The following is a 22,299-nucleotide window of genomic DNA, read 5'->3' as shown; positions in this document are numbered from 1 at the left end:
ATGGCCACCGCTGCACTTCACGATTCACACGACCATAAGCCGGGCTTCTTCACCCGCTGGTTCCTGTCGACCAACCACAAGGACATCGGGATTCTGTACCTGGTGTTCGCCATCTTCACCGGCCTCGTCGGCGGCGCCCTGTCGGGCCTGATCCGCTGGGAACTGGCCGAGCCGGGCATTCAGCTGTTCAAGGAAGGTACGATCATCCAGTACCTGGGTCTCGTTGAGGCCTCCAAGCACGGCTACAACGCCACGGTCACGGCGCACGCCCTGATCATGGTGTTCTTCGTCGTCATGCCGGCGACGATGGGCGGCTTCGGCAACTACTTCATCCCGATCATGATCGGGGCGCCGGACATGGCCTTCCCGCGCCTGAACAACATCTCGTTCTGGCTGATCTTCTTCGCCTTCGTGCTGCTGGTGCTGTCGATGTTCGTCGACGGCGGGCCGGGCCGCGGCTTCGGCGGGGGGTGGACCTCCTATCCGCCGCTGTCGACCATGGGCCATACGGGGCCGTCGTTCGACCTGGCGATCTTCTCGCTGCACGTCGCGGGCGCTTCGTCGATCCTGGGCGCGATCAACTTCATCACCACCATCTTCAACATGCGCGCGCCGGGCATGACCCTGCACCGCATGCCGCTGTTCGCCTGGGGCGTGCTGATCACGGCCTTCCTGCTGCTGCTGTCGCTGCCGGTCCTGGCGGGCGCCATCACCATGCTGCTGACCGACCGTAACTTCGGCACGTCGTTCTTCGACCCGGCCGGCGGCGGCGACCCGGTGATGTACCAGCACCTGTTCTGGTTCTTCGGCCACCCCGAAGTCTACATCATGATTCTGCCGGGCTTCGGCATGATCTCGCACATCGTCTCGACCTTCTCGAAGAAGCCGATCTTCGGCTACCTCGCCATGGCCTACGCCATGGTCGCCATCGGCTTCATCGGCTTCATCGTGTGGGCGCACCACATGTACACGGTCGGCATGAGCGTGAACCTGCGCGCCTACTTCGTGGCCGCGACCATGATCATCGCCGTGCCCACGGGCGTGAAGATCTTCAGCTGGATCGCCACCATGTGGGGCGGCTCCATCACCTTCAAGGCGCCCATGCTGTGGGCGATGGGCTTCATCTTCCTGTTCACCGTCGGCGGCGTGACCGGCGTGGTCCTGTCCAACGCCGGCATCGACTACAGCCTGCACGACACCTACTACGTCGTGGCGCACTTCCACTACGTGCTGTCGCTGGGCGCCATCTTCTCGATCTTCGCGGCCTTCTACTACTGGTACGAGAAGATGTTCGGGGTGAAGTACAACGAGTTCCTGGCCCAGGCGCACTTCTGGATCATGTTCATCGGCGTGAACCTGGTGTTCTTCCCGCAGCACTTCCTGGGCCTGCAGGGCATGCCGCGTCGTTACATCGACTACCCGGAAGCCTTCACCTACTGGAACCACGTCTCGTCGGTCGGCTACCTCATCACCATCATCGGCGTCGCCGTCTTCCTGGTGATGCTGCTGGAGTCGGCCATCCGTCGCCGCAAGGCCGAGGCCAATCCGTGGGGCGAAGGCGCCACCACCCTGGAGTGGACCCTTTCCTCGCCGCCGCCGCACCACCAGTTCAACGAACTGCCGGTGGTCAAGGCGGACAACCACTGATCCGTATCGGATAGACCCGGAGAGGCCGCCCTTTCGAAACCGGAAGGGCGGCCTTCGCGCTTTATATGACCATGACCGAACGCCCCGCCCGCGAGACCCCCCTCGTCACCACGTCCCAGCCGGAAGACTTCTTCCAACTGCTGAAGCCGCGCGTCATGTCGCTGGTGGTGTTCACGGCGGTGACGGGCCTGGTCGTGGCGCCGGGTCAGCTGAGTTGGGTCAACGCTATCGTCGCCGTCCTGTGCATCGCCATCGGGGCGGGAGCGGCCGGCGCTCTCAACATGGCCGTCGAGGGCGAGACTGACGCCCTGATGCGCCGTACGCGTGGCCGACCGGTCGCCGCCGGCCGCGTGCGCAAGAACGACGCCCTGGCCTTCGGCATGGTGCTGTCGGTCTTCTCGGTCATGCTGCTGGGCATGACGACCAACTGGCTGGCGGGCGGGCTTCTGGCCCTGACCATCGTCTATTACGCCTGGCTCTACACCCTGGTGCTCAAGCGCCGCACGCCTCAGAATATCGTCATCGGCGGCGCGGCGGGCGCTCTCCCGCCGGTGATCGGCTGGGCTGCGGTGACGGGCGACGCGCCCTGGCAGGCCTGGCTGCTGTTTCTGATCATCTTCATGTGGACGCCGCCCCACACCTGGGCCCTGACGCTCTATTCGGCCGGCGACTACGCCAAGGCGGGCATTCCGATGATGCCGGTGGCGCGCGGGGCCAAGTCCACGCGTCTGCAGATCCTGCTCTACAGCCTGGTCTTCGTGCCTGTGGCGATCGCGCCGGCCTTCACCGGCCTGGGCGGGCCGATCTATCTGGTGGTGTCGGCGGTCGGGGGGCTGGGCTTCCTGGCCCTCGCCTTCCGCCTGTGGCGCTCGCGCGCGGGCGACCAGCCCGACAAGGCCGAGGCCGTGGGGCGAGAGGCCGCATTGTATGACGTTCGGGTCGAGGCCAAACCGGCTCGCAACCTGTTCGCCTTTTCGATCTTGTACCTGATGGCGTTGTTCTCGGCCCTGTTGGTCGAGCATCTGTCGGGCGTCGGAGTCTGAATCCCATGTCCAAACCAGAGTTCCTGAAGCTGAACGATGAACAGGTCCGTGCGCGCAAGCGTCGCAACGTGGCCATCGCCCTGGGCCTGCTGGCCTTCATCGCCCTGGTCTACACCGTGACGGTGTCGCGCATGCACGCCAACAACCAGGCGCGGCATGAAGCCGAGGCGGCGGCCCTGGCCACGCTGGAGAGGGCCGATCCGGCCCTGCCGGCGCCGGTCCAGCCGGACGCTCCCGCGCCTGCAACCCAGGAGCCTTGAGGGCTGTGAAGAACAAGAATTCGGTCGCGCTTCTGTGCGCGGCTCTGGTGATTCTGATGACGGGCGCGGCCTTCGCCGCCGTGCCGCTGTACCGGCTGTTCTGCCAGGTCACCGGCTTTGACGGCACGGTGAAGAAGGCCGAGGCCGCGCCGACGGCGGTTCTGGACCAGGAAGTCCTGATCCGGTTCGACACCAACGTCCGCGACCTGCCGATGAAGTTCCGCGCGGAGCAGACCAGCCAGAAGGTTCGCATCGGCGAAACGGGCATGGCCTATTTCGAAGTGACCAACACCTCGGACCAGCCGATCCACGCCACGGCCGCCTATAACGTGGTGCCCGAGCGGGCCGGCCCCTATTTCCAGAAGCTGCAATGCTTCTGCTTCGAGGGGCAGGAGATCGCGCCGGGCGCGACGGTTTCCTTCCCGGTGCAGTATTTCGTGGCGCCCGAAATGGCGACCGACGCCGAGGTGAAGGGGGTGCGCCAGATCACCCTCAGCTACACCTTCTTTCCAACCAAAGGCTTTCAGCAGGCCGTTGCGAACGACTCTGCTGTTGGCAAAGCCGGAGAGCGGGGGCTATAGCCCTCTTCAAACGACTCTCGCCTTAATTCAGAGACCTTGGGAATGGCTGACGCTCACGCGAAACCGCAACACGACTACCATCTGGTAGACCCCAGCCCGTGGCCGCTGGTCGGCTCCATGTCGGCCTGCATCATGTTCATCGGGGCTGTGGTGTGGATGAAGGGCCTGTTCGGCCTGGAAGCCGGCACCAAGTGGCTGTTCTTCGCCGGCCTGGCCGGCGTCCTGTTCACCATGTTCTCGTGGTGGTCGGACGTGGTGAAGGAAAGCCGCAAGGGCGACCACACCCCGGTCGTGGGCATCGGCCTGCGTTACGGCATGGTGCTGTTCATCGCGTCGGAGGTGATGTTCTTCGTCTCCTTCTTCTGGATGTTCTTCGACATGGCGATCTTCAATGAAGCGCGCACGATCATCCCGGAAGTCGGCAACTGGGCGGACACCGCCGCCGCCTGGCAGACCTGGCCGCCCAAGGGCGTCGAGCTGCTGGACCCGTGGAGCCTGCCGCTCATGAACACGGTCATCCTGCTGCTGTCGGGCACGACCCTGACCTGGGCGCACCACGCCCTGATCTCGGGCGACCGCAAGGGCGCCAAGCTGGGCCTGCTGATCACCGTCTTGCTGGGCGTGCTGTTCACCGCGGTTCAGGCCTACGAGTATTATCACATCCTGCACGGCCACCTGTTCTTCAGCGAGGAAGCGGCCCAGGCCAAGCTGTACGGCTCCATCTTCTTCATGACGACGGGCTTCCACGGCTTCCACGTCCTGATCGGCACCATCTTCCTGGCGGTCTGCCTGCTGCGTCTCTACGCTGGCCAGATGACGCCGCAGAAGCACTTCGGTCTCGAAGCCGCCGCCTGGTACTGGCACTTCGTCGACGTGGTGTGGCTGTTCCTCTTCGTCTTCATGTACGTCGTCTTCGGTTGATCGAACCCGACGGACAAGTCGAGCTTTCGTCGGCGCGGGGCCCCAAGCCCCGCGCCGATTTGCTTGTCTGGCCCGCCGTGCGCGCAGGGCTCATGGGACGCTGTCCGGCCTGCGGGCGGGGGCCGCTGTTCGAGGGCTTCCTGAAACGCCGCTCGACTTGCGAAGTCTGCGGCTATGATCTGGGGGCGGTCGAGACCGGCGATGGGGCGGCGACCTTCATCATGCAGATCGCCGGCTTCCTGGTGGGCTTCTCGGCCCTGGCCGTCGAGATCGCCTGGAGCCCGCCGATCTGGCTGCACCTGATCATCTGGCTGCCTCTGGTCGCGGTGCTGGCCGTGGCCTTGATGCGGCCCGGCAAAGGGCTGATGACCGCCCTTCAGATGCTGCGTCAGCGCGGCGCCGATTCACACCGAGAGACCTGATGACCGTCGCCGCCCGGCCTCGCTTTCCCATCATCCTGACGGCGGTCGCCGTCCTGCTGCTCGGCGTCCTGCTGGCTCTGGGCGTGTGGCAGGTGCAGCGGCTGCAGTGGAAGCTGGACCTGATCGACAAGGCTGAGGCCGCTGCGGAGCAGGCGCCCATCGCCCTGACCGACGCCCTGGCGCAGGAGGATCCCGAGTTCCGCCAGGTGGTCGTGACCTGCCGGGGCCTGAACGCGGCGCCCTTCGTCGAGCTTCAGACCATCGAGGACGGCGACGCCGGGGTGCGGCTGATCTCGGCCTGTCCGGTCGAGGGCCGGGGGACCGTGCTGGTCGATCGCGGCTTCCTGCCGGCGGATGTCGCCGAGCGTCCCGCCGTGCGCGCAGACGCCGCGGCCATGCCGGTCGTGATCGCAGGCGTGGTGCGCCAGGCGCCCGGCCCCAACGCCCTGACGCCGCCCCCGTCGGGCAAGATCTTCTACGGCCGCGACCGGGCGGCCATGGCTGAGGCTCTGGGCGTGACGGAGGCCGTCTCGCCCTACACCGTCTATGCGACCACCTCGGCCAACCCGGAGCTGACGGGGTTGCGGCCGGTGGCGCCGCCCGCCGCCTTCAGCAACAACCACCTGGGCTACGCCCTGACCTGGTTCGGCCTGGCGATCGTGCTGGTCGTCTTCTACGCGGCCCTGCTGCTGCGCCGCTATCGTCCCATGCCTGCCAAGGACCGCTGACCTGACTGCTCGCCTTCACACCCTGTCCAACGGCGTGCGCGTCGTGTGCGACCCCATGCCCGGCCTGCGCACCATCGCCGTGACCGTGGCCGTCAACGGCGGCGCCCGCATGGAGGACGAAGTCCATTCCGGCTGGTCGCACCTGCTGGAGCATCTGGTCTTCAAGGGCGCGGGCGACATGGGCGCGCGCGAGATCGTGGAGCGCATCGAGGCCGAGGGCGGCTCGATCAACGCCGCGACCGGCTATGAGCGCACCAGCTTCGACGTGCGCGCGTTGAAGGGCAGCCTGCCGCTGGCCATGCAGGTGTTGTCCGACCTGGTGTTCCGCCCGACCCTGTCGCCCGAGGAGATCGAGCGCGAGAAGGACGTGGTGGCTCAGGAGATCGCCGAGGCCTTCGACACTCCCGACGACCATGTGTTCGAGATGGCCCAGACCCAGGCCTTCGCCGGCCAGGCCCTGGGGCGGCCGATCCTGGGGTCGGTCCCCAGCCTGGCCCCCGCCGACCGGGCGGCCGTCGCCGACTGGCGCGCCCGTCTCTACTCGCCCGACCGCATGGTGGTGGCGGTTTCCGGCGCGGTCGATGAGGCCGAGTTGCTGACCCTGGCCGAAGCTTGGTTCGGCCAGGCGGCGTCGGCGCTGGGCGAAACGACGGCGCCGGCCGTCTTCACGGGCGGCGAGGCGCGGCTGGCGCGCAAGATCGAACAGGCCAATCTGGTGTTCCAGCTTCCCAGCCTGGGGGTGAGCGATCCGCGCCAGCCCGCCGTGCGCCTGTTCACCGAAATCCTGGGCGGGGGCATGGCCTCGCGCCTGTTCCAGAGCGCGCGCGAGGATCGGGGTCTGGCCTACGCCATCGACGCCTATCACGAGACCTATGACGATCTGGGCCTGTTGGGCGTCTACGCCGGAGCGGCGGCCGAGCGCTCGCTGGAGCTGGCTGAGCTGTGCGCCGCCGAGATCCTCGACCTGGCCGAAAGGGGGCCGACGGACGCCGAACTGGCGCGGGCCAAGGCCGTGCTGAACGCCAGCCTGTGGATGGCCGACGAAAGCCCGGCCAGCCGCTCGGGCCGTCTGGCGGGGCAGACCCTGGCGTTCGGCGCTCCCGTGTCGTCCGAGGACAGCGCCGCCCGCATCGAAGCCCAGACGGCCGACGATCTGCGCGTCGTGGGCCGGCTCATGGCGGCGCCGGGGCTGTCGGCGACGGCGGTGCTGGGGCCCAGGGCGGCGGGCGGGGCGGGGCGCGCCTTCCGTCAGCGGATGGCGGCGGGCTGATCGCGGCCTGCTGACGCCGGGACCGCTTCGCGCTATCGTTTGACCCATGGCCCTGTTCGACTGGATGGCCGAGGCGACCGGACCGGTCCTGAACGGGCAGGGGGTCGTGCTGCGCCCGCCGCGTCCCTCGGACTACGTGGCCTGGGCCTCCCTGCGCGAGGAATCGCGCGACTATCTGCAGCCGTGGGAGCCGGCCTGGGCCGAGGACGACCTGACCCGCGCCGCCTTTCGTCGCCGCCTGGGCGTCTATGCGCGAGAGATGGAGCAGGGGACGGCCTGGCCGTTGTTCGTCTTCGATCCGGCGGACGAGGCCCTGCTGGGCGCCATCACCCTGTCCAACATCCGGCGCGGCGTGGCCGAGACCGGCACCCTGGGCTACTGGATCGGTCGCCCCTATGCGGGGCGGGGCGTCGGCACGGCGGCGGTCCGGGCCATGCTGGCTCACGCCTTTGGAAGCCTGGGACTGCATCGGGTCGAGGCGGCCTGCGTGCCGACCAACCATGCTTCGCACCGTGTGTTGGAAAAGGCGGGCTTTCGTCAGGAAGGCGTCGCCCGGGCTTATTTGAAAATTAACGGCCGTTGGGCAGACCATTTGCTGTTCGGCGTCCTCCAGGAGGAGTTCGACGCCAGAGTCGCCCATTCCGTCAGAGTATCGGACCCGTCTTGAGCACACGATCCAGAGCCCTGACGTGGGACCCCACCACGGCGATCGAAGCCCTTGCGGCGGCGGACGCCGCCCTGTGGATATGGACGCCCGCCGAGGATCAGATCCGCTTCACCGGGGCCACCCGGCCGCTCGGCCTGGGACCGTTGGCGCCGCAATGCTCGGGCGCGGCCTTCACCGCCCTGGCCCTGCCGCAGGATCGGGCTCTGGCGGATCGTCTGCTCAAGCCCCAGGCCGAGGGGACGGAGATCGCCGTGCGCCTGCGGATGCGCGGCTGCGAGACCTGCCTGTGGCGCGGCGTCTGGCTGGAGGACGGCTTGCGCGCGGCGGGCATCGTCGCCCTGGAGACCAAGTTCGCGGGCGCCGACCGGGATACGTTGACGGGGTTGCTGGATCGACGCACCTTCCTAGTGCGCGTGGCCGAGACGCTGGGGACGGCGGGCGACTATGAAATGGTGGTGGCCGATCTGGATCGGCTGCGTCGTCTCAACGAAGCCTTGGGCCATGAGCGCGCCGATCTGGTGCTGTCGGCCCTAGGGTCGCGCCTGTCGGCGGCCTTCTCCGAGGACTGCATCCCGGCCCGCATCGGCGAGGACGAGTTCGCCGTCCTGGTGCGGCGGGGCGGCAGCGGCGCCAGCGGCAGCGAACGGCTGCGCGAGGCGCTTGAACAGCCCCTGCGGCTGGCGGGTTTCGACATCTATCCCACCCTGTCCATCGGCGCCGTGACGGCTGAGGGCGGACCGGACGCGCCGGACGCCGCCGAACTGCTGCGCCGGGTCGAACTGGCGGTCGAACAGGCCAAGCAGGCCGGACGCGGCGGGGCGGCGGCCTATGGTCGGGCGCTGGAGAGCGACAGCCTGTCTCGTCTGGCGCTGGAGGCGGACCTGCGAAACGCCTTCGTGCGCGGCGAGATCGAGCCCTTCTACCAGCCGATCGTCAACCTGGGCACGGGCGCGGTGGCGGGCTTCGAGGCCCTGGCCCGGTGGCGGCACCCTCGGCGCGGCCTGGTGCCGCCGGACGAGTTCCTGACCCTGGCCGATGAAATGGGCCTGATGAACGAGCTCGGCCTGCTGATGATGACCCAGGCGGCGCGTCAGCTGGCCGAGTGGCTGCAGCGCCATCCCGGCGCCGGGCGGCTGTTCTGCAGCGTCAACCTGTCGGTGGGCGAGATCGAGCGCGCCCATCTGGTCGAGGACGTCGCCCGCATCATCAAGGAAGCCGGCCTGCCGCGCGGCGCCCTGAAGCTGGAAGTCACCGAGGGCGACATCATGCGCGACACCGCGCGCGCCGCCGAGGTGCTGAAGGCCCTGCGCGAGGCGGGGGCCAGCCTGGCGCTGGACGACTTCGGCACGGGCTTCTCATCCCTGTCCTACCTGGCCAAGCTGCCGTTCGACACGCTGAAGATCGACCGCTATTTCGTGCTGACGATGGACAAGGACGAGGGCTCGGCCAAGATCGTCAAATCGGTCGTCAACCTGGGGCGCGACCTGGCGCTGGAGGTGGTGGCCGAAGGGGTGGAGAACGCGGTCCTGGCCAAGCTGCTGCTCGACGACGGCTGTCACTACGGCCAGGGCTTCGGCTATGCGCCGGCCCTGCCCGCCCAGGAGGCGGAGGTCTATCTGAACGAGTCCCTCGCCGACGGGGCCGCTCCGATCAAGGCGCGCTCGGTCTAGAAGCGGGGCTCAGGCCCGGCCGCTCTGGCTGGACAGACGGGCGGCGTCGACGCCGAGGGCGGCCAGGGCGCGGCTCCATTTGGTGTCGTAGTCGGCGTCGAAGATCAGGGCCGGATCGGCGTCCGTCGTCAGCCAGATGTTCTCGTTCAGCTCTTCCTCGAGCTGCCCCTCGCCCCAGCCGGCGTAGCCCAGCAGCAGGATGGAGCGGCTAGGTCCGTCCTCGGCGTCGGCCATGGCGGTCAGGGCGTCGCGTGTGCCGGTCAGGGCCAGGCCGTCGCCGAAGGTCAGGCTGGCGTCCTCGCTGGTCCAGTCGTCCGTGTGCAGGACGAAGCCGCGCTCGCGCTCGACCGGGCCGCCGATCAGCACCGAACGGTCGCCCGCGGCGTCGTCGATCGGCGTGTCCAGCTTTTCAAGGACCTCGGCCAGGGACACGCCTGGCGCGGGCTGGTCCAGGCGCAGGCCCAGGGCGTGTTCATCGTCGTGGGCGCAGATCAGGATGACGGCGTGGCGGAAGCGATCGTCGTCGATACCCGGCATCGCCACCAGAAGACGCCCGGTCAGGGAGGAGAAGGCAGTCATGCCTCTATCATCGGGGCGGACGATGGCGGGCGCAAGCCATTCTCAGGGCCCGGCGCGCTTGGCGATCTCCTTACGGGTCTCTATCTGACTCCCATCGTCCTGGATCGTCCGGGCCGAACTCCCGGAGACCCCGACATGACCATCCAGATCGGCGACCGCATTCCCGACGCCACCCTGACGACCATGACGCCCGACGGCCCCAAGCCGGTCACGACGGCCGAGCTGTTCGGCGGCAAGACGGTCGCCCTGTTCGCCGTGCCGGGCGCCTTCACCCCGACCTGCTCCGCGCGCCACCTGCCGGGCTATGTCGACCATCGCGCCGATCTGGCGGGCAAGGGCGTGGACACCGTCGCCTGCGTCTCGGTCAACGACGCCTTCGTCATGGGCGCCTGGGCCAAGGACAATGAACTGAACGGCGCCGACGACATCGTCATGCTGGCGGACGGCAACGGCGACTTCACCCGCGCCGTGGGCCTGTCGCTGGACGCCAAAGGCTTCGGCATGGGCGAGCGCTCGCAGCGTTACTCCATGCTGGTCAAGGACGGCGTGGTCGACCAGCTCAACATCGAGCAGGGCGGCGAGTTCAAGGTCTCCTCGGCCGAGCACCTGCTGGCCCAGCTGTGATGAGCGGCGTCGCCCAGGCGGCGGCCCGAACGGCGGGTTGAGCCATGGGCGACGTCTTCACCCCGGAAAAGCGCAGCGCCGTCATGCGGCGGGTGAAGGGGCGCGACACCGCGCCCGAACTGAAGGTCCGGCGCCTGCTGAGGGGCGCCGGGATCGGCTATCGGCTGGGCGGCTGCGGCCTGCCCGGCCGACCCGATGTGGTGATGAAGGGGCGACGCATCGCCCTGTTCGTCCACGGCTGTTTCTGGCACGGCCATGACTGCCCGCGCGGCGCGCGCCAGCCCCGTTCCAACGCCGACTACTGGTTGGCCAAGATCGATCGCAACCGGACGCGCGACGACCGCGTCGCCGCCGAGCTGGCGGCGGCGGGTTGGCGGGTGCTGACCCTGTGGGAGTGCGGGCAGAAGACGCCGGATTGGGGCGAGCGGCTGCTGGCTGAGGTGCGGGGCGAAGCCGACGCCGGTTAGGCCACGGCCTGGGCGCCGACTTCAGCGTCGCCGGCGGGGTCCAGGACTTCGCTCAGGGCGGTGAGCAGCACCGCCGGCGTCAGCGGCTTGGCCACGAAATGGTTCATGCCGGCCTCCAGGCAGGCGGCGATGTCCTCCGGAGAGGTGTCGGCGGTTACGGCGATGACCGGGGCGTCGGCGTTCGGTCCGCCGCCCGCGCGCAGGCGGCGCGTCGTCTCGCGACCGTCCAGTTCGGGCATCCGCACATCCATGAAGATGACGTCGAAGACGTCGGCGTCACAGGCCTTGAGGGCGGCCATGCCGTCCTCGGCCATGGTCAGTTCGCAGTCGAGGGCCTGCAGGATCACCTGAACGGCGCGGCGGTTGATGGCGTGGTCGTCCACCACCAGAACCCGCAGCGGGCGTTCGGCGTCGGGGTCCGGCTCGGCTGGGGCGGCGGCGAGGGGCGTTTCCGTCTCTTCGCGCGGCGCAGGCGGGGCGTCCACTGGGAGCGGACGCCGGGGCGGCGTCGCGGCGGACGGTCCGCCGGCCAGAGGAGGGGCGGCGAGGAAGGCGGCGACTTCACCGTCTTCTTCGCCTTCCGACAGGGTGAGGGCGACGGTGAAGGTCGACCCCTGGCCCGCCTCGCTGCGGACCGTCAGCCGACCGCCCATCAGTTCGATCAGGTCGCGGCTGATCGCCAGGCCCAGGCCTGAGCCGCCGTAGCGGGCGGCCACGCCGTCGGCGGTCTGGTCGAAGGGAGTGAAGAGGCGCTCCAACTGGCTGGTCGTCATGCCCGGCCCCGTATCGGCCACGTCGATCAGCAGGACATGGCGCCCGGCCTCGTCCCGCCAGGCGCACAGTCGGACGGTGACGGCGCCGGAGTCGGTGAACTTCACCGCGTTGGAGATCAGGTTGTTGAGCACCTGGCGCAGGCGCATGGCGTCGCCCTGGACGATGCGAGGCATGTAGCGCGAACCGTCGAGACGCAGGCGCAGGCCCTTGGCGCGGACGGGACCCTGCCACAGACGGAAGGTGTGGTTGAGCAGGTCGCGCAGATCGAACCCGCGCGTCTCGACCTTGAGGCGGCCGGCGTCGAGGCGGGCGTGATCGAGCAGGTCGTCCAGCAGCTCCTTCATCATCAGGCCGGCGTCCTCGATCATGGCCGTCTGCTGGCGGGTCGAGGAGGAGGACGCAGCAACGCGGCTCAACTCATGCGCGCCGGTCAGGATGGCGCCGATCGGGGTGCGCAGGTCGTGGGCCACGGCGGCCAGAAGGGCGCTGCGACCCGCCATGATGCTTTCGGCCTCGCGGCGCTTGTCGTCCGCCTCCTTGAGGGCGCGGGCCTCGGCCGCGCCCGCTGCGTAGAGGCGGCTGCGCGTGGTCAGGCAGAAGAAGACGAAGGCCAGAACTCCGACGGCCACAGGCAGGATGAAGCGTCCCTGGACGTTTGACTGGGCCATGAAGAACGGCGTCAGCGCCAGGACCGCCACCTGGGGCGTCACGGTCCAGATGAAGACCCGCAGATTGCCGGCGGAGGCGATGACCGAATTGATCGCGCCCGCCGCCAGCAGGGTGGTGGCGACCACGCCGCCGGGCAGCCCGCCCAAGGTCCACAGGGGGATGGCGATGCTGGCGTAGACGCCGGCGTTGGCCGTCAGGGCCAGGTCGCCCAGAGCGCCGCGCCAGCCCTTGAGCGTCATCGCCTGACCGCGCGTCACCGATGCGAATGCGGCGGCCTCGGCCAGTTGCAGCAGCAGATAGACAGCCAGCCAGACGAGGCAGAGCGACAGGCCGAGGATGGGGCTGAACAACAGGGCGCAGGCCAGACCCACGACGAGTCGTTGGGGCAGCATCTTGTGCCGCTGTCGGATGGCGGAAGCCCACCCGCTCCGGGATGCATCGGTCTGCGTCATGCGGCGATCCGAACGGGCGACGGCGCCCTTCCGTTGCATCATGGCGACGGAGACCTAATGCTCCGTCAACGGCCGGAGCCGACCGCTTCGGCCACGCTGGAAAAGCCCTCGGCCCGCAGACGGGCCGCCAGATCGCGCTTGATCCGGCCGACCATGCCGGGGCCTTCATAGATCATGGCCGAGTAGACCTGGACCGCCGAGGCGCCCGCGCGGATGCGGGCCCAGGCGTCAGCGCCGTCGGAGATTCCCCCCACCGCGATCAGCGGCAGGCGCCCGCCCGCCGCCTCGGCCGCCGCCTCCAGCGCCTTCTGGGCGAAGGGTTTCAATGGAGCGCCCGACAGGCCGCCCGCCTCGCCCATATAGGCGGACCGCAGCGAGGCGGGCCGCTCCAGCGTCGTATTGGACACGATCAGGGCGTCGATGCGGTGGGCGATGGAGGCCTCGACGATCATGCCGATCTCCTCGCCGATCAGATCGGGCGCGATCTTCAGGAAGACCGGCGCGCCGTCGGCGGGGCGGGCCTCATGGATACGGCCCAGCAGGTCGTCCAGCGCTTCGCGTCCCTGAAGCGCGCGCAGGCCCGGCGTGTTGGGCGAGGAGATGTTGACGGTGAAATAGTCGGCCAGACCCGCCAGCCGCTTCAGCCCCGCGACATAGTCGGCGGCCTTGTCCTCGGTATCCTTGTTGGCGCCCAGATTGGCGCCGATGGCGGTGCGGGTCGGACGCCGCGCCAGACGGGCGGCGAAAGGCTCCAGCCCCTCGTTGTTGAAGCCCATGCGGTTGATGATGGCCCGGTCTTCCGCCAGGCGGAACAGGCGCGGCCTGGGGTTGCCGGGTTGGGCGCGCGGGGTGACCGAGCCGCACTCCACCGCGCCGAAGCCCAGGCGCGACAAGCCTTCCAGCGCCTCGCCGTTCTTGTCCAGACCGGCGGCCAGACCGACGGGATTGGACATCTCCAGCCCTGCGATCGTGGTCTTCAGGATCGGATCGTCGGCGCCGGGCGCGGGCAGGGGCGTCATCTGCAGGGCGCGAATGGCCAGGCGGTGCGCGGCTTCCGGATCGAGTTGGCGCAGCGCCCAGGCGCCGAGGTCGGTCAGGCTCATGTTCAGGCGGTCTCGTCGATGATCATGCGGCCGTCGGCCGTCACCGACAGGGCGCGCGCGGCGCGCGTCGCCGCGACGGGCAGGGGGCCGTAGATATGGGGAAACAGGGCGCCGCCGCGCGACGGCTCCCAGATCAGGGCGTCGCCCAGGGCGGTCAAATCCACCTCGACCAGCATCAGGTCGGCCTGATCGGCGTAGTGTTTGGCCGCCGTGGCTTCCAGCTGATCGGCTGCGGACAGGTGGATGTAGCCGTCGGCCCGGTCCACGGCCGAGCCGTCATAGCGGCCCTCGGCCAGGGCGGCGCGCCAGTCGACGCGGCTCAGGATCTTGAACGCGACGTCGGGCCGGTCGGTCACGCTACGGTCTCCGGGGTCAGCCAGCCTTCATAGTACGGGCGCCCGGCGACATCGACGCTGAAGACCGCCGCCGCCCCGGTGGGGAAGCCGCCGCTCATCTTGTCCAGCACCGCAGGCGAGGCGGCGCTCTCGATCAGGTATTCGACCGCCAGCTGATGCACGCCGGGGTTATGGGCGATCAGCAGCAGGCAGCCCGCCTGGTCCTCGGCCGCCTCGACCGCGCGGCGCAGGACGTCGGCGGGGGCGTTGTAGAGGGCGTCGGAGACGTGCAGCTCGACATCGCCGAAATGCTCGCTGACCCCGTCCCAGGTGTCTCGCGTGCGCTGGGCGCCCGAGACCAGAGCCATGTCCGGCTTCATGCCGCGTTCGGCCAGGGCGCGGCCCATGGCGGCGGCGTCGCGGCGGCCGCGTTCGCTCAAGGGCCGGGCTGTGTCGCCGCCCGGCGCCGAGGCTTCGGCCTTGGCGTGACGCATCAGGATCAGTCTCTGCATGGCGAGGGCTTTACGTCTGTTTGCGCGCGGCGCCCATAGGGGGCGCAGGATGGGGGTGCGCGGGACGGGCGCGCGCATGATCGCGCGCGGCGGGGGAGGGGGTCAGGGACGGGCGCCCGGCCAGCACGGCCTGGGCCAGGCCGCCGGGCCGCACGCGGGCGTAGGCGCGACGCGAGGCTTCCAGCATGATCAGGCCCGCCGCGCCGGGAAACAGCTTCGGCCCCACCTGCTCCAGACCGTCGGCCAGCGGCAGCATCGGCCGCCACGGCGGGACGTAGAGGGCCTGGGACCAGGCGGTCGGCTCCAGCCCGACCTCGCGCACCAGCCGCTCCAGCTGGCCGCGCGTGAAGGGGCGGCCGTGGCCGAAGGGGGTGGTCTCGGCCCGCGCCCACATGCCGCCGCGCGCGGCCGCCGCCAGGATGATCCGCCCGGCCGGGGCCAGGACGCGCACCGCCTCGGCCAGCAGGCCTTGCGGATCGTCGGCCTCTTCCAGCGCATGGACCAGCAGGATGCGGTCGAACGTCCCGGCCGCGAAGGGCAGGCGCCGGTCGTCGACCAGGACGGTGCGGTTGCGTCCCGCCGCCGCCCATTGCTCGGCGCCCTGTCCGCCCGGCATGGCGGCGATCACCCGGCGCGCGCCGATGAAACCGTCCAGCCAGGGCGTGGCGTAGCCCAGGCCCAGAACGTCGCAATTGTTGGCCTCGCCCCAGGCGTCCTCCAGCCGTCGCGCCAGCATACGCCGGGCCAGCGCGCCGGTCGGCTCGCCATAGAAGGTGCGGAGATCGTCGATGCTGCGGCGCATGAGGCCAGTATGGCGGATTTCGCGGCGGATGTCGGCTTTCCCGCCTAAAACCGCGCGTCCCGGCGTCCGTCGGGATGAGCGGAGTTTGTCGTGCGGCCCCGGTAGGATAGGGTTTCGATAGGAGACCTCCCCATGACCCTGACCGTTCGCCAGTTCCCTTGCCTGTCCGACAACTACGGCTTCCTGATCCGCGACGAGGCGACGGGGCTGGTCGCCGCCGTGGACACGCCGGACGTTGAGGCCATTCTGGACGATCTGGAGGCGTCGGGGTGGGGGCGGCTGGATCTGATCCTGAACACCCACTGGCACGCGGACCACACCGGCGGCAACGAACGGCTGAAGGCCGAGACCGGTTGCGAGATCGCCGGACCGGAGGAGGTGCGCCGCGCGGCGCCGCTGGATCACGTCCTGGTTGACGGCGAGGCGGTGCGGCTGGGTGAAACCGCCTTCGACGTGGTGCTGTCGCCCGGCCATACGCTGGGCCATGTGGTCTATCATGCGGCGGACGACGGCCTGGCCTTCGTCGGCGACGTCATCTTCGCCCTGGGCTGCGGACGGCTGTTCGAGGGGACGCCGCAGCAGATGTGGGACAGCCTGAACCGTATCGCCGCCTGGCCCGAGGCGACGACCCTTTACTGCGCCCATGAATACACGGCCTCGAACGCTCGCTTCGCCCTGTCTCTGCCGGACGCCGATGAGGCGTTGAAGGCGCACGCCGAGGCCGTCTTCGCCGCCCGTGAGCGCGGCGAGGCAAGCGTGCCGACCACGGTAGGGATCGAGCGCCGGTTCAATCCCTTCCTGCGCGCCCGCGACGCCGCCGACTTCGCCGCGCGTCGCGCCCTCAAGGACGGTTTCAAGGGCTAGGACGCCCGCCGGATTTCCAGTCACCCATCATCGGAGATGTTCATGCAGTTGAAGGATCGGGTCGCGATCGTGACCGGCGCGGGCGGGGGCCTGGGCCGCTGTCACGCCCTCTATCTGGCCGGCCAGGGCACCAAGGTCGTGGTCAACGATCTGACCGAGGCGGCGGCCCAGAACGTCGTGGACGAGATCGTCGCGGCGGGCGGCCAGGCGATGGCGGCGGCCGGTTCGGTCACCGACGTCGACGCGGTTCAGGCCATGGTCGAGGCGGCGATGAAGGCCTGGGGCCGCATCGACATCCTGATCAACAACGCCGGCATCCTGCGCGACAAGAGCTTCTCGAAGATGACGCTGGACGACTTCCGCCTGGTGGTGGACGTGCATCTGATGGGGGCGGCCATCTGCTCCAAGGCGGTGTGGGAGATCATGCGCGAGCAGAGCTACGGCCGCATCGTCATGACGACCTCGTCCTCGGGCCTCTACGGCAATTTCGGCCAGGCCAACTATGGCGCGGCCAAGCTGGCCCAGGTGGGGCTGATGCAGACCCTGGCCATCGAGGGCGCCAAATATAACATCAAGGTCAACGCCCTGACGCCGACCGCCGCCACCCAGATGACGGCGGGCATCCTGTCCGAAGAGGTGCTGAAGGCGCTGGACCCGGCCCTGGTCAGCCCCGGCCTGCTGGCGCTGGTGGGCGAGGACGCGCCGACGCGGGCCATCCTGTGCGCGGGCGGCGGGCATTTCGCCACGGCCAACATCACCCTGACGCCGGGCGTGCGCATCGGCGGGGCTGCGGACGCGGGCGAACAACTGATCGCGCGCTGGGACGAAGTCTCGAACCGCGAAGGCGAGACCGTGCCGGAGTTCGGCTTCCAGCAGGCGGCGCAGGAGATGGCCTCGGCGGGCGTGACGGCGCCGGTCGCTGCGGGATGAGCCTTCAGGCGCGGCGGCGTTCGTCGCCGCGCCACAGCCACAGGCCGCCGAAGATCAGGGCCAGGGCGATCAGCGTCAAAGCCTGGGGCGCGACTTCGGCCAGGCCGGCGCCCATGGCGTTCATTCGCACGAAGGCCTGAACCGCCGCGGTCGAGGGCGACAGATGCGCCAGCCAGACCAGCAGCTTGGGCATCATGAAGTGCGGCCAGGCCGCACCCGCCAGGAAGAACAGGGGCGCGGAGGTTCCGACCAGCACCTGCAACACCCGCTCGTGCCGGTCGAACAGTCCGCCCAGCAGCAGGCCCAGCGCCGCAACCCCGGCCGAGAAGACCGGCGCCAGCAGGATCACCCCGGCCAGGTCGCCCGCGCGCGGATAGTCCTGAAACCAGAAGACGAAGCCGAAATAGAACAGGCAGGACGCCGTGCCGATCGCCGTCAGCGCCAGCCACAGACCCAGCCGGGCGCTGCGCCGCATGGGGGATGCGCCGGTCTCGCGACGCAGGGCGGCGATGACGCCCGCGCCCAGCAGCAGGGTCTGCTGCAGGATGATCAGGCTGACGGCGGGCACGGCGTAGTCGCCATAGCCCTCGGTCGGGTTGAACAGGGATTCCTGTTTCAGGCTCGGCGCCAGTCGGGCCGCGCGGGCGGCCTCGGGCAGGCCCTCCAGCCGCGTCTCGGCGACATGGGCGGCGGCCGCCGCGACCGCCTTGCCGACCGAGGTGACGCGGACCAGATAGCCGCCGTTCAGCCAGACGGCCACGCCGTCGGGCGCGCCGCGCGCCAGGTCGGCTTCGAACCGTTCGGGCAGGATGACGACGCCGTCGACCACGCCGCGCCGCATCAGGTCGGAGGCCTGGGCGGTCGAGGGGAGGACGGCGGCGACCTCGACCGCGTGGGAGGCGTTCAGGTCTTCGACCAGGGCGCGGGTCAGGGCGCTTTGCGTCGGCGTCACCACGGCGACTGGCAGGCCCGTCGCCGCCTGTCCGGCATAGGCGGCCGGATAGTAGAAGGCGTAGAGAACGACAGCGAGGATCAGCAGGCTGCTGACCGGCCGAGCGCGCGGCAGGTTGCGGAATGTGGCGATGAAGGCGGCGCCGACGCCCTGTTCGGGCAGGGGAAAGGCCAGGGCCTCGGCCTTGGGCGCACGGCGGGCGCGCAGGCGGATCAACACGGCGGCCAGGATCAGGGCGATCAGGGTGACGGCGCTGAGGATCGCCAAGTCGCGCCAGGCCCCGCCGGGCGCCGCGCCTGTCACCATCTGGCCGGTCTGAAGGCGCAGATAGTGGGTGTAGGGCAGGATGTCGCTCCAGATCCGGGCGAAGCGCGGCCCGTGATCCAGCGGCAGGGTGCCGTTCGAGAAGGCGATGGCCGCGCCCGAATAGATGGCGGTGGCCGAAAACGCCATGTCGACGTCCCCCAGCAGGGCGACCAGCAGGGCCGACAGGGCGACGCTGACCGCCATCAGGGCCGCCACGCCCAGCATCAGCAGGGGCAGTGACCCCGCCACGCCCCAGCCTCTGATCCCGCACAGCCAGCCGATCCAGGCCAGGCCCCACAGGGTGAAGATGACGAAGTGCGGCGTCAGCCGCCCGATCAGGGCCGCCGTCGTCCGTCCGCCGGTCTGCGCCCTGAACGTCTGGAACGAGCCGCCCTGCATCAGTCGTCCGACCGCCAGCACCGCTGAACAGGCCGCCAGCAGGTGTAGCACGCCGGGCGCCAGCAGGCCGCCGAGGAACAGCTCGAAACTCAGCTGCGGATTGCCGATGATCGACACCTGGACGGCGGGCGGCTCCAGCGCCGTGGCGGGCAGGCCCATCTGGCGCGCCCGCTCTTCCAGCCGGGGCGCGGCGGCCGAAGCGATGGCCGAGGACTGGCCCAGGGCCGACAGGGCGCCGACGGTCTGGAAGGCGCCGTTGAACGACACCGTCACCTGTTCCGGGCGGCGAAAGGCGCCTTCGCTGAAGCCTGGGGGGAAGTGGGTGATGCTGTAGACCTCGCCGCGCCGCATCAGGGCCACGGCCTCGTCCACCGTCGCCGGGGCGTGGGCCACGCGCACGCCGGGGCTGGCCTCCATGTTGCGGATGGCCGCGCGGCTGAAGGCGGAGTCATCCTGATCCACCACGGCGACCGGGGCCTGGCGGATGACGCCGGGGGCCAGCATGGCCGCGATCACCGCCAGCAGGATCAGCGGCAGGCCGAAGGCGACGAAGGCGTCCCACGGGCGGGTCGCCAGCCGCCGCGTCTCGTCCTGAACGGCCGCGAGGAAGACGGCCGCGCCGCGCATCATCGCGACGACCAGTCGAACAGGACGCTCATGCCCGGCCGCAGACCCTCGATCGGCCGGGCGGGCTTGGCCTTCACCTGAAAACTGCGCACGTCATAGCCGCTGGACTGGCGGGTCGAGCGCCAGGTGGCGAACTCGCCCTGGGGGCTGATGGCGGTGACGCGGAAGGCGGCGCCCTTGACGCCCAGCGCGGGCACGTCGCCGCGCACGGTCGCGCCGATCTTCAGGTCGCGGAACTGGTCCTCGCGCACGCTGAAGGCGACCCAGGGATCGGCCGTGTCGACGATGGTGAAGACCGGCACCCCCGTCAGCACCAGTTCGCCGACATTGGCGAAGCGTTCCGACACCTCGCCGCCGTGGGGGGCGGTCAGGCGGGTCTCGCCCTGCAGGCTCTCGACCTCGGCGACGGCGGCGCGGGCGCCGCTGACGTTGGCGTCGGCGACCGACTTCTCCTGCGGCCGGGTTCCGGCCAGGGCCTTCAGATACTGCTGGCGGGCGGCCTCGGTCTGGGAGGCGGTGGCGGCGCGGGCGGCGACGGCCTCGTCTCGGCGCTGGGCCGAGATGACGCCCTCGGCGAACAGGGTCTCCGCCCGGCGCGCCGTCTGGTCGGCCAGCCGGGCGGTGGCCTGGGAGGCGCGCCAGACGGACTCGACCGTCCGGACGTCCTCGGCGCGGGCGCCTTCGCGGCTCATGGACTGGATGGCCTCGGTCGATTGCAGCAGGGCGCGGGCCTGGGCGTCCTTGGCCTCGACCTCGGGGCTGCTCATCAGGGCCAGCTCCTGCCCCGCCTTCACCTGATCGCCCTCGGCGGCCAGGAAGCGTTCGACGCGGCTGGGCACCTTGGTGGCGACGGTGAAGGTCTCGGCCTCGACCATGCCCTGGACCTGATCCGGCGCCGGGCGGGCGGCCAGGAACAGGCCCACGACGATGAAGGCGATCAGCAGGACCACGCCCGCCGCGACGATCAGGGGCAGGGGCGACCGGCGCGGTTTCGGCGGGGGCGCTTCGGCCGGCTGGGGCGGCGTATAGGCCGAAGAAGGCGTCTCGCTCATGGGGCGCTGATCCGGTCGTCGCGTTGCAGATAGTCGTTCAGGGTCTGGTCGCTTCCCGCCGCCGCCAGCAGGGCCGACAGGCTGAGGTCGTATTCATAGGCCGCCGCGGCCCGTTGCAGCCGCGCCGTCCCCAGCAGGTTGCGGGCGTCGATGACCGAGGCGGCGGTCGCCTCGCCCTCGCGGAAGCCGACCTCCTGCACGCGCAGGTTCTCGCGCGCGGCCGCCAGGCTGCTGTCCATGGTCAGGAACTGCCGCCGCGCCAGCTCGACCTGATTGTAGGCGCGCGTGACCAGCAGGCGGGCGTCGTCGCGGGCCTGGCGCTCGACCTCGCCGGCGGCCGAGGCCTGGGCGCGGGCGGCGCCGAGCATCCTCCGCCGGTCCAACGACGACATCAGAGTGTAGCGGGCGCCCAATCCAAAGGCCCAGTCCGGCTCGGTCGGCAGGGCGTCGTCCGGGTTCATGTTGTAGGTTCCGAAGGCGTAGACCGACGGCTTCATCCGCGAGGCCGCGAGATCCGCCCCGGCCTCGGCCAGATCGCGCCCGGCCTGGGCCTGAACGATGCGCGAATTCGACTGGCCCGCGCTGTCCAGGAAGACGGAGGCGGGGCCGACCGGGTCGCGATTGACGAACAGGGGGGTGGTCGGGGTCACGCCCGCCTCGACGTCGGCGACGCGCGCCAGGGAGGCGACGGCGTTCTCATGCTCCAGTTCGGCGCGGTTGACCTGGCGCTGGGCGGCGTCGCGGGCGACCTCGACCTGAAGGGTCTGGGCGCGGCTGAGCATCCCTTCCTCCTCCATGCGCCGAGCGTTGTGCAGGTGCAGGTCGAACCCGTCGCGGGTCTCCAGTGCGATCTTCAGCGCCTCGGCGGCCAGCACCTGGCCGAAATAGGCGCGGGCCAGGTTGACGCTCTCCAGGTTCAGGGCCTCCTGCCGCCGGGCCTCAGCCAGGTCGACGTTGGCCGCCGCCGCGCGCCGCAGGGCGGGGATGGCCCCGCCGGTGTAGATGGGCTGGAGCGCCGTGACCGTCGGGCGGAAGGTGGTGTCGTCCACCTGCAGGCGGATGTCGTGGGGCAGGGCGGCGAAGATCTCCGGCAGAGCGGCCTCAAGCCGCTGGCCCACCGCGTTCAGCACGTCGCCAGGCACCCCCGGCAGGTCCGAGATCAGGCCGGGGATGGCGGCGCCGAGGTCGGACTGGGCGCGGTCCAGCGCGTCCGACAGCGACAGGTCGAAGGTCTTGCGATAGCGGATCAGCTGGGCGTCCAGCGACACCGTGGGCCGGTTCAGTCCGGCGGCGACCTGGGCCTGGGCCTCGGCGGCCTCGACCCCGTATCCGGCGGCGCGCCCGAGGCTGGAGGTGGTGCGCAGCCGCGCCTCGGCTTCGGCGTAGGTCAGGGGCGTGCGCGACGTCTCCTGGGCGGCGGTAGGCTGAACTTGCGCCATGACGGGCGTCGCGCCCAGGGTCAGAGCGCCCGCAGCCAGGGCTCCACGCCATCCGATCCAAGCCCTAGCCATCGCTTCAACCCCGCAATCAGCCGTGAACAACGATCCTGAAGCACGGCCGTTGCGTCAAGCAAGCCGCGCCAATTGCAAAAGGCGCGCCCGCCGTGACGAACGCGCCTTTCGATTGAAGACGAAGGTTTCCGG

The 22,299-nt window shown here is 69.9% G+C and carries 23 protein-coding genes; 14 read left to right on the top strand and 9 right to left on the bottom strand.

The annotated features are described in order from the left end of the window. From ctaD to ACWIDZ_RS04925, 10 genes are all read left to right on the top strand, one after another. Nucleotides 1–1,647 (top strand): cytochrome c oxidase subunit I, encoded by a 1,647-nt coding sequence (ctaD, locus tag ACWIDZ_RS04970; protein ID WP_291779629.1) that lies wholly within the window; start codon nt 1–3, stop codon nt 1,645–1,647. A gap of 65 nt (nt 1,648–1,712) precedes the next feature. Further along, nucleotides 1,713–2,690 carry a heme o synthase gene (gene cyoE, locus ACWIDZ_RS04965; RefSeq protein ID WP_312220017.1) on the top strand — a complete coding sequence of 326 codons (978 nt, stop codon included), beginning with the start codon at nt 1,713–1,715 and terminating at the stop codon, nt 2,688–2,690. A 5-nt stretch (nt 2,691–2,695) separates the two neighbouring features. Beyond that, nucleotides 2,696–2,950, top strand: a complete 255-nt coding sequence (locus tag ACWIDZ_RS04960; RefSeq protein WP_291779635.1) for a hypothetical protein — start codon at nt 2,696–2,698, stop codon at nt 2,948–2,950. A gap of 5 nt (nt 2,951–2,955) precedes the next feature. Beyond that, entirely contained in the window at nt 2,956–3,531 is a 576-nt protein-coding gene (locus ACWIDZ_RS04955) for a cytochrome c oxidase assembly protein (RefSeq protein ID WP_291779638.1), read from the top strand. Nucleotides 3,532–3,573: 42 nt separating this feature from the next. Next, nucleotides 3,574–4,452, top strand: a complete 879-nt coding sequence (locus ACWIDZ_RS04950) for a cytochrome c oxidase subunit 3 (RefSeq protein ID WP_291779643.1) — start codon at nt 3,574–3,576, stop codon at nt 4,450–4,452. A gap of 92 nt (nt 4,453–4,544) precedes the next feature. After that, nucleotides 4,545–4,874, top strand: a complete 330-nt coding sequence (locus ACWIDZ_RS04945; protein WP_291779646.1) for a DUF983 domain-containing protein — start codon at nt 4,545–4,547, stop codon at nt 4,872–4,874. Further along, nucleotides 4,874–5,602 (top strand): SURF1 family protein, encoded by a 729-nt coding sequence (locus ACWIDZ_RS04940; protein WP_453989016.1) that lies wholly within the window; start codon nt 4,874–4,876, stop codon nt 5,600–5,602. The genes ACWIDZ_RS04945 and ACWIDZ_RS04940 overlap by 1 nt, the downstream gene beginning before the upstream one ends. Before the next feature lie 55 nt (nt 5,603–5,657). Further along, the gene (locus tag ACWIDZ_RS04935) at nt 5,658–6,872 is read left to right on the top strand and encodes a M16 family metallopeptidase (RefSeq protein WP_453989148.1); all 1,215 of its coding nucleotides are present in this window, start codon (nt 5,658–5,660) and stop codon (nt 6,870–6,872) included. Nucleotides 6,873–6,918: 46 nt separating this feature from the next. Further along, nucleotides 6,919–7,539: a GNAT family N-acetyltransferase gene (locus ACWIDZ_RS04930; protein ID WP_343828586.1), complete on the top strand. Its 621-nt coding sequence runs from the start codon at nt 6,919–6,921 to the stop codon at nt 7,537–7,539. Further along, the gene (locus tag ACWIDZ_RS04925; RefSeq protein ID WP_291779656.1) at nt 7,536–9,209 is read left to right on the top strand and encodes a putative bifunctional diguanylate cyclase/phosphodiesterase; all 1,674 of its coding nucleotides are present in this window, start codon (nt 7,536–7,538) and stop codon (nt 9,207–9,209) included. The genes ACWIDZ_RS04930 and ACWIDZ_RS04925 overlap by 4 nt, the downstream gene beginning before the upstream one ends. A 9-nt stretch (nt 9,210–9,218) precedes the next feature. On the opposite strand, the gene ACWIDZ_RS04920 is transcribed toward ACWIDZ_RS04925, so the two are convergent. After that, entirely contained in the window at nt 9,219–9,788 is a 570-nt protein-coding gene (locus ACWIDZ_RS04920) for a YqgE/AlgH family protein (protein ID WP_452112111.1), read from the bottom strand. Between the two features lie 135 nt (nt 9,789–9,923). On the opposite strand from ACWIDZ_RS04920, the gene ACWIDZ_RS04915 reads away from it, so the two are divergent. Next, on the top strand, nt 9,924–10,412 hold the full coding sequence (locus ACWIDZ_RS04915; protein ID WP_291779660.1) for a peroxiredoxin: 489 nt from the start codon (nt 9,924–9,926) through the stop codon (nt 10,410–10,412). 44 nt (nt 10,413–10,456) lie between these two features. Further along, nucleotides 10,457–10,879: a very short patch repair endonuclease gene (locus ACWIDZ_RS04910; protein ID WP_453989015.1), complete on the top strand. Its 423-nt coding sequence runs from the start codon at nt 10,457–10,459 to the stop codon at nt 10,877–10,879. Here ACWIDZ_RS04910 and ACWIDZ_RS04905 read toward each other — a convergent pair. The 5 genes from ACWIDZ_RS04905 to ACWIDZ_RS04885 all read right to left on the bottom strand — a co-directional run bounded on the left by ACWIDZ_RS04905 (nt 10,876) and on the right by ACWIDZ_RS04885 (nt 15,526). After that, nucleotides 10,876–12,714 (bottom strand): ATP-binding protein, encoded by a 1,839-nt coding sequence (locus ACWIDZ_RS04905; protein ID WP_453989014.1) that lies wholly within the window; start codon nt 12,712–12,714, stop codon nt 10,876–10,878. The genes ACWIDZ_RS04910 and ACWIDZ_RS04905 overlap by 4 nt on opposite strands. A gap of 125 nt (nt 12,715–12,839) precedes the next feature. Continuing rightward, nucleotides 12,840–13,877: a quinone-dependent dihydroorotate dehydrogenase gene (locus tag ACWIDZ_RS04900; RefSeq protein WP_453989013.1), complete on the bottom strand. Its 1,038-nt coding sequence runs from the start codon at nt 13,875–13,877 to the stop codon at nt 12,840–12,842. A gap of 2 nt (nt 13,878–13,879) precedes the next feature. Further along, nucleotides 13,880–14,233 (bottom strand): DUF952 domain-containing protein, encoded by a 354-nt coding sequence (locus ACWIDZ_RS04895; protein WP_453989012.1) that lies wholly within the window; start codon nt 14,231–14,233, stop codon nt 13,880–13,882. After that, nucleotides 14,230–14,724: a SixA phosphatase family protein gene (locus ACWIDZ_RS04890; RefSeq protein WP_343828592.1), complete on the bottom strand. Its 495-nt coding sequence runs from the start codon at nt 14,722–14,724 to the stop codon at nt 14,230–14,232. Before ACWIDZ_RS04890 ends, ACWIDZ_RS04895 begins: the two co-directional genes overlap by 4 nt. Before the next feature lie 10 nt (nt 14,725–14,734). Beyond that, nucleotides 14,735–15,526 carry a class I SAM-dependent methyltransferase gene (locus ACWIDZ_RS04885; protein ID WP_453989010.1) on the bottom strand — a complete coding sequence of 264 codons (792 nt, stop codon included), beginning with the start codon at nt 15,524–15,526 and terminating at the stop codon, nt 14,735–14,737. 132 nt (nt 15,527–15,658) lie between these two features. On the opposite strand from ACWIDZ_RS04885, the gene gloB reads away from it, so the two are divergent. Beyond that, nucleotides 15,659–16,390 (top strand): hydroxyacylglutathione hydrolase, encoded by a 732-nt coding sequence (gloB, locus tag ACWIDZ_RS04880; protein ID WP_453989009.1) that lies wholly within the window; start codon nt 15,659–15,661, stop codon nt 16,388–16,390. Between the two features lie 42 nt (nt 16,391–16,432). Then, a complete protein-coding gene (locus ACWIDZ_RS04875; RefSeq protein ID WP_453989008.1) occupies nt 16,433–17,320 on the top strand; it encodes an SDR family NAD(P)-dependent oxidoreductase in 888 nt (295 codons plus the stop codon). Between the two features lie 4 nt (nt 17,321–17,324). Here ACWIDZ_RS04875 and ACWIDZ_RS04870 read toward each other — a convergent pair whose 3' ends face one another. The 3 genes from ACWIDZ_RS04870 to ACWIDZ_RS04860 are packed head-to-tail and all read right to left on the bottom strand — an operon-like array spanning nt 17,325 to nt 22,167. Further along, nucleotides 17,325–19,607, bottom strand: a complete 2,283-nt coding sequence (locus ACWIDZ_RS04870) for an ABC transporter permease (protein ID WP_453989007.1) — start codon at nt 19,605–19,607, stop codon at nt 17,325–17,327. After that, nucleotides 19,604–20,656 carry an HlyD family secretion protein gene (locus tag ACWIDZ_RS04865; RefSeq protein WP_453989006.1) on the bottom strand — a complete coding sequence of 351 codons (1,053 nt, stop codon included), beginning with the start codon at nt 20,654–20,656 and terminating at the stop codon, nt 19,604–19,606. Before ACWIDZ_RS04865 ends, ACWIDZ_RS04870 begins: the two co-directional genes overlap by 4 nt. After that, nucleotides 20,653–22,167, bottom strand: coding sequence for a TolC family protein (locus ACWIDZ_RS04860; protein ID WP_453989004.1), 1,515 nt, complete (start codon nt 22,165–22,167; stop codon nt 20,653–20,655). The genes ACWIDZ_RS04865 and ACWIDZ_RS04860 overlap by 4 nt, the downstream gene beginning before the upstream one ends. Between the last annotated feature and the right edge of the window lie 132 nt (nt 22,168–22,299).

This window comes from Brevundimonas sp. NPDC055311 (assembly GCF_053645695.1).
Note: the sequence above shows the minus strand (reverse complement) of the source record. Positions and strands in the feature narration are given on the sequence as shown.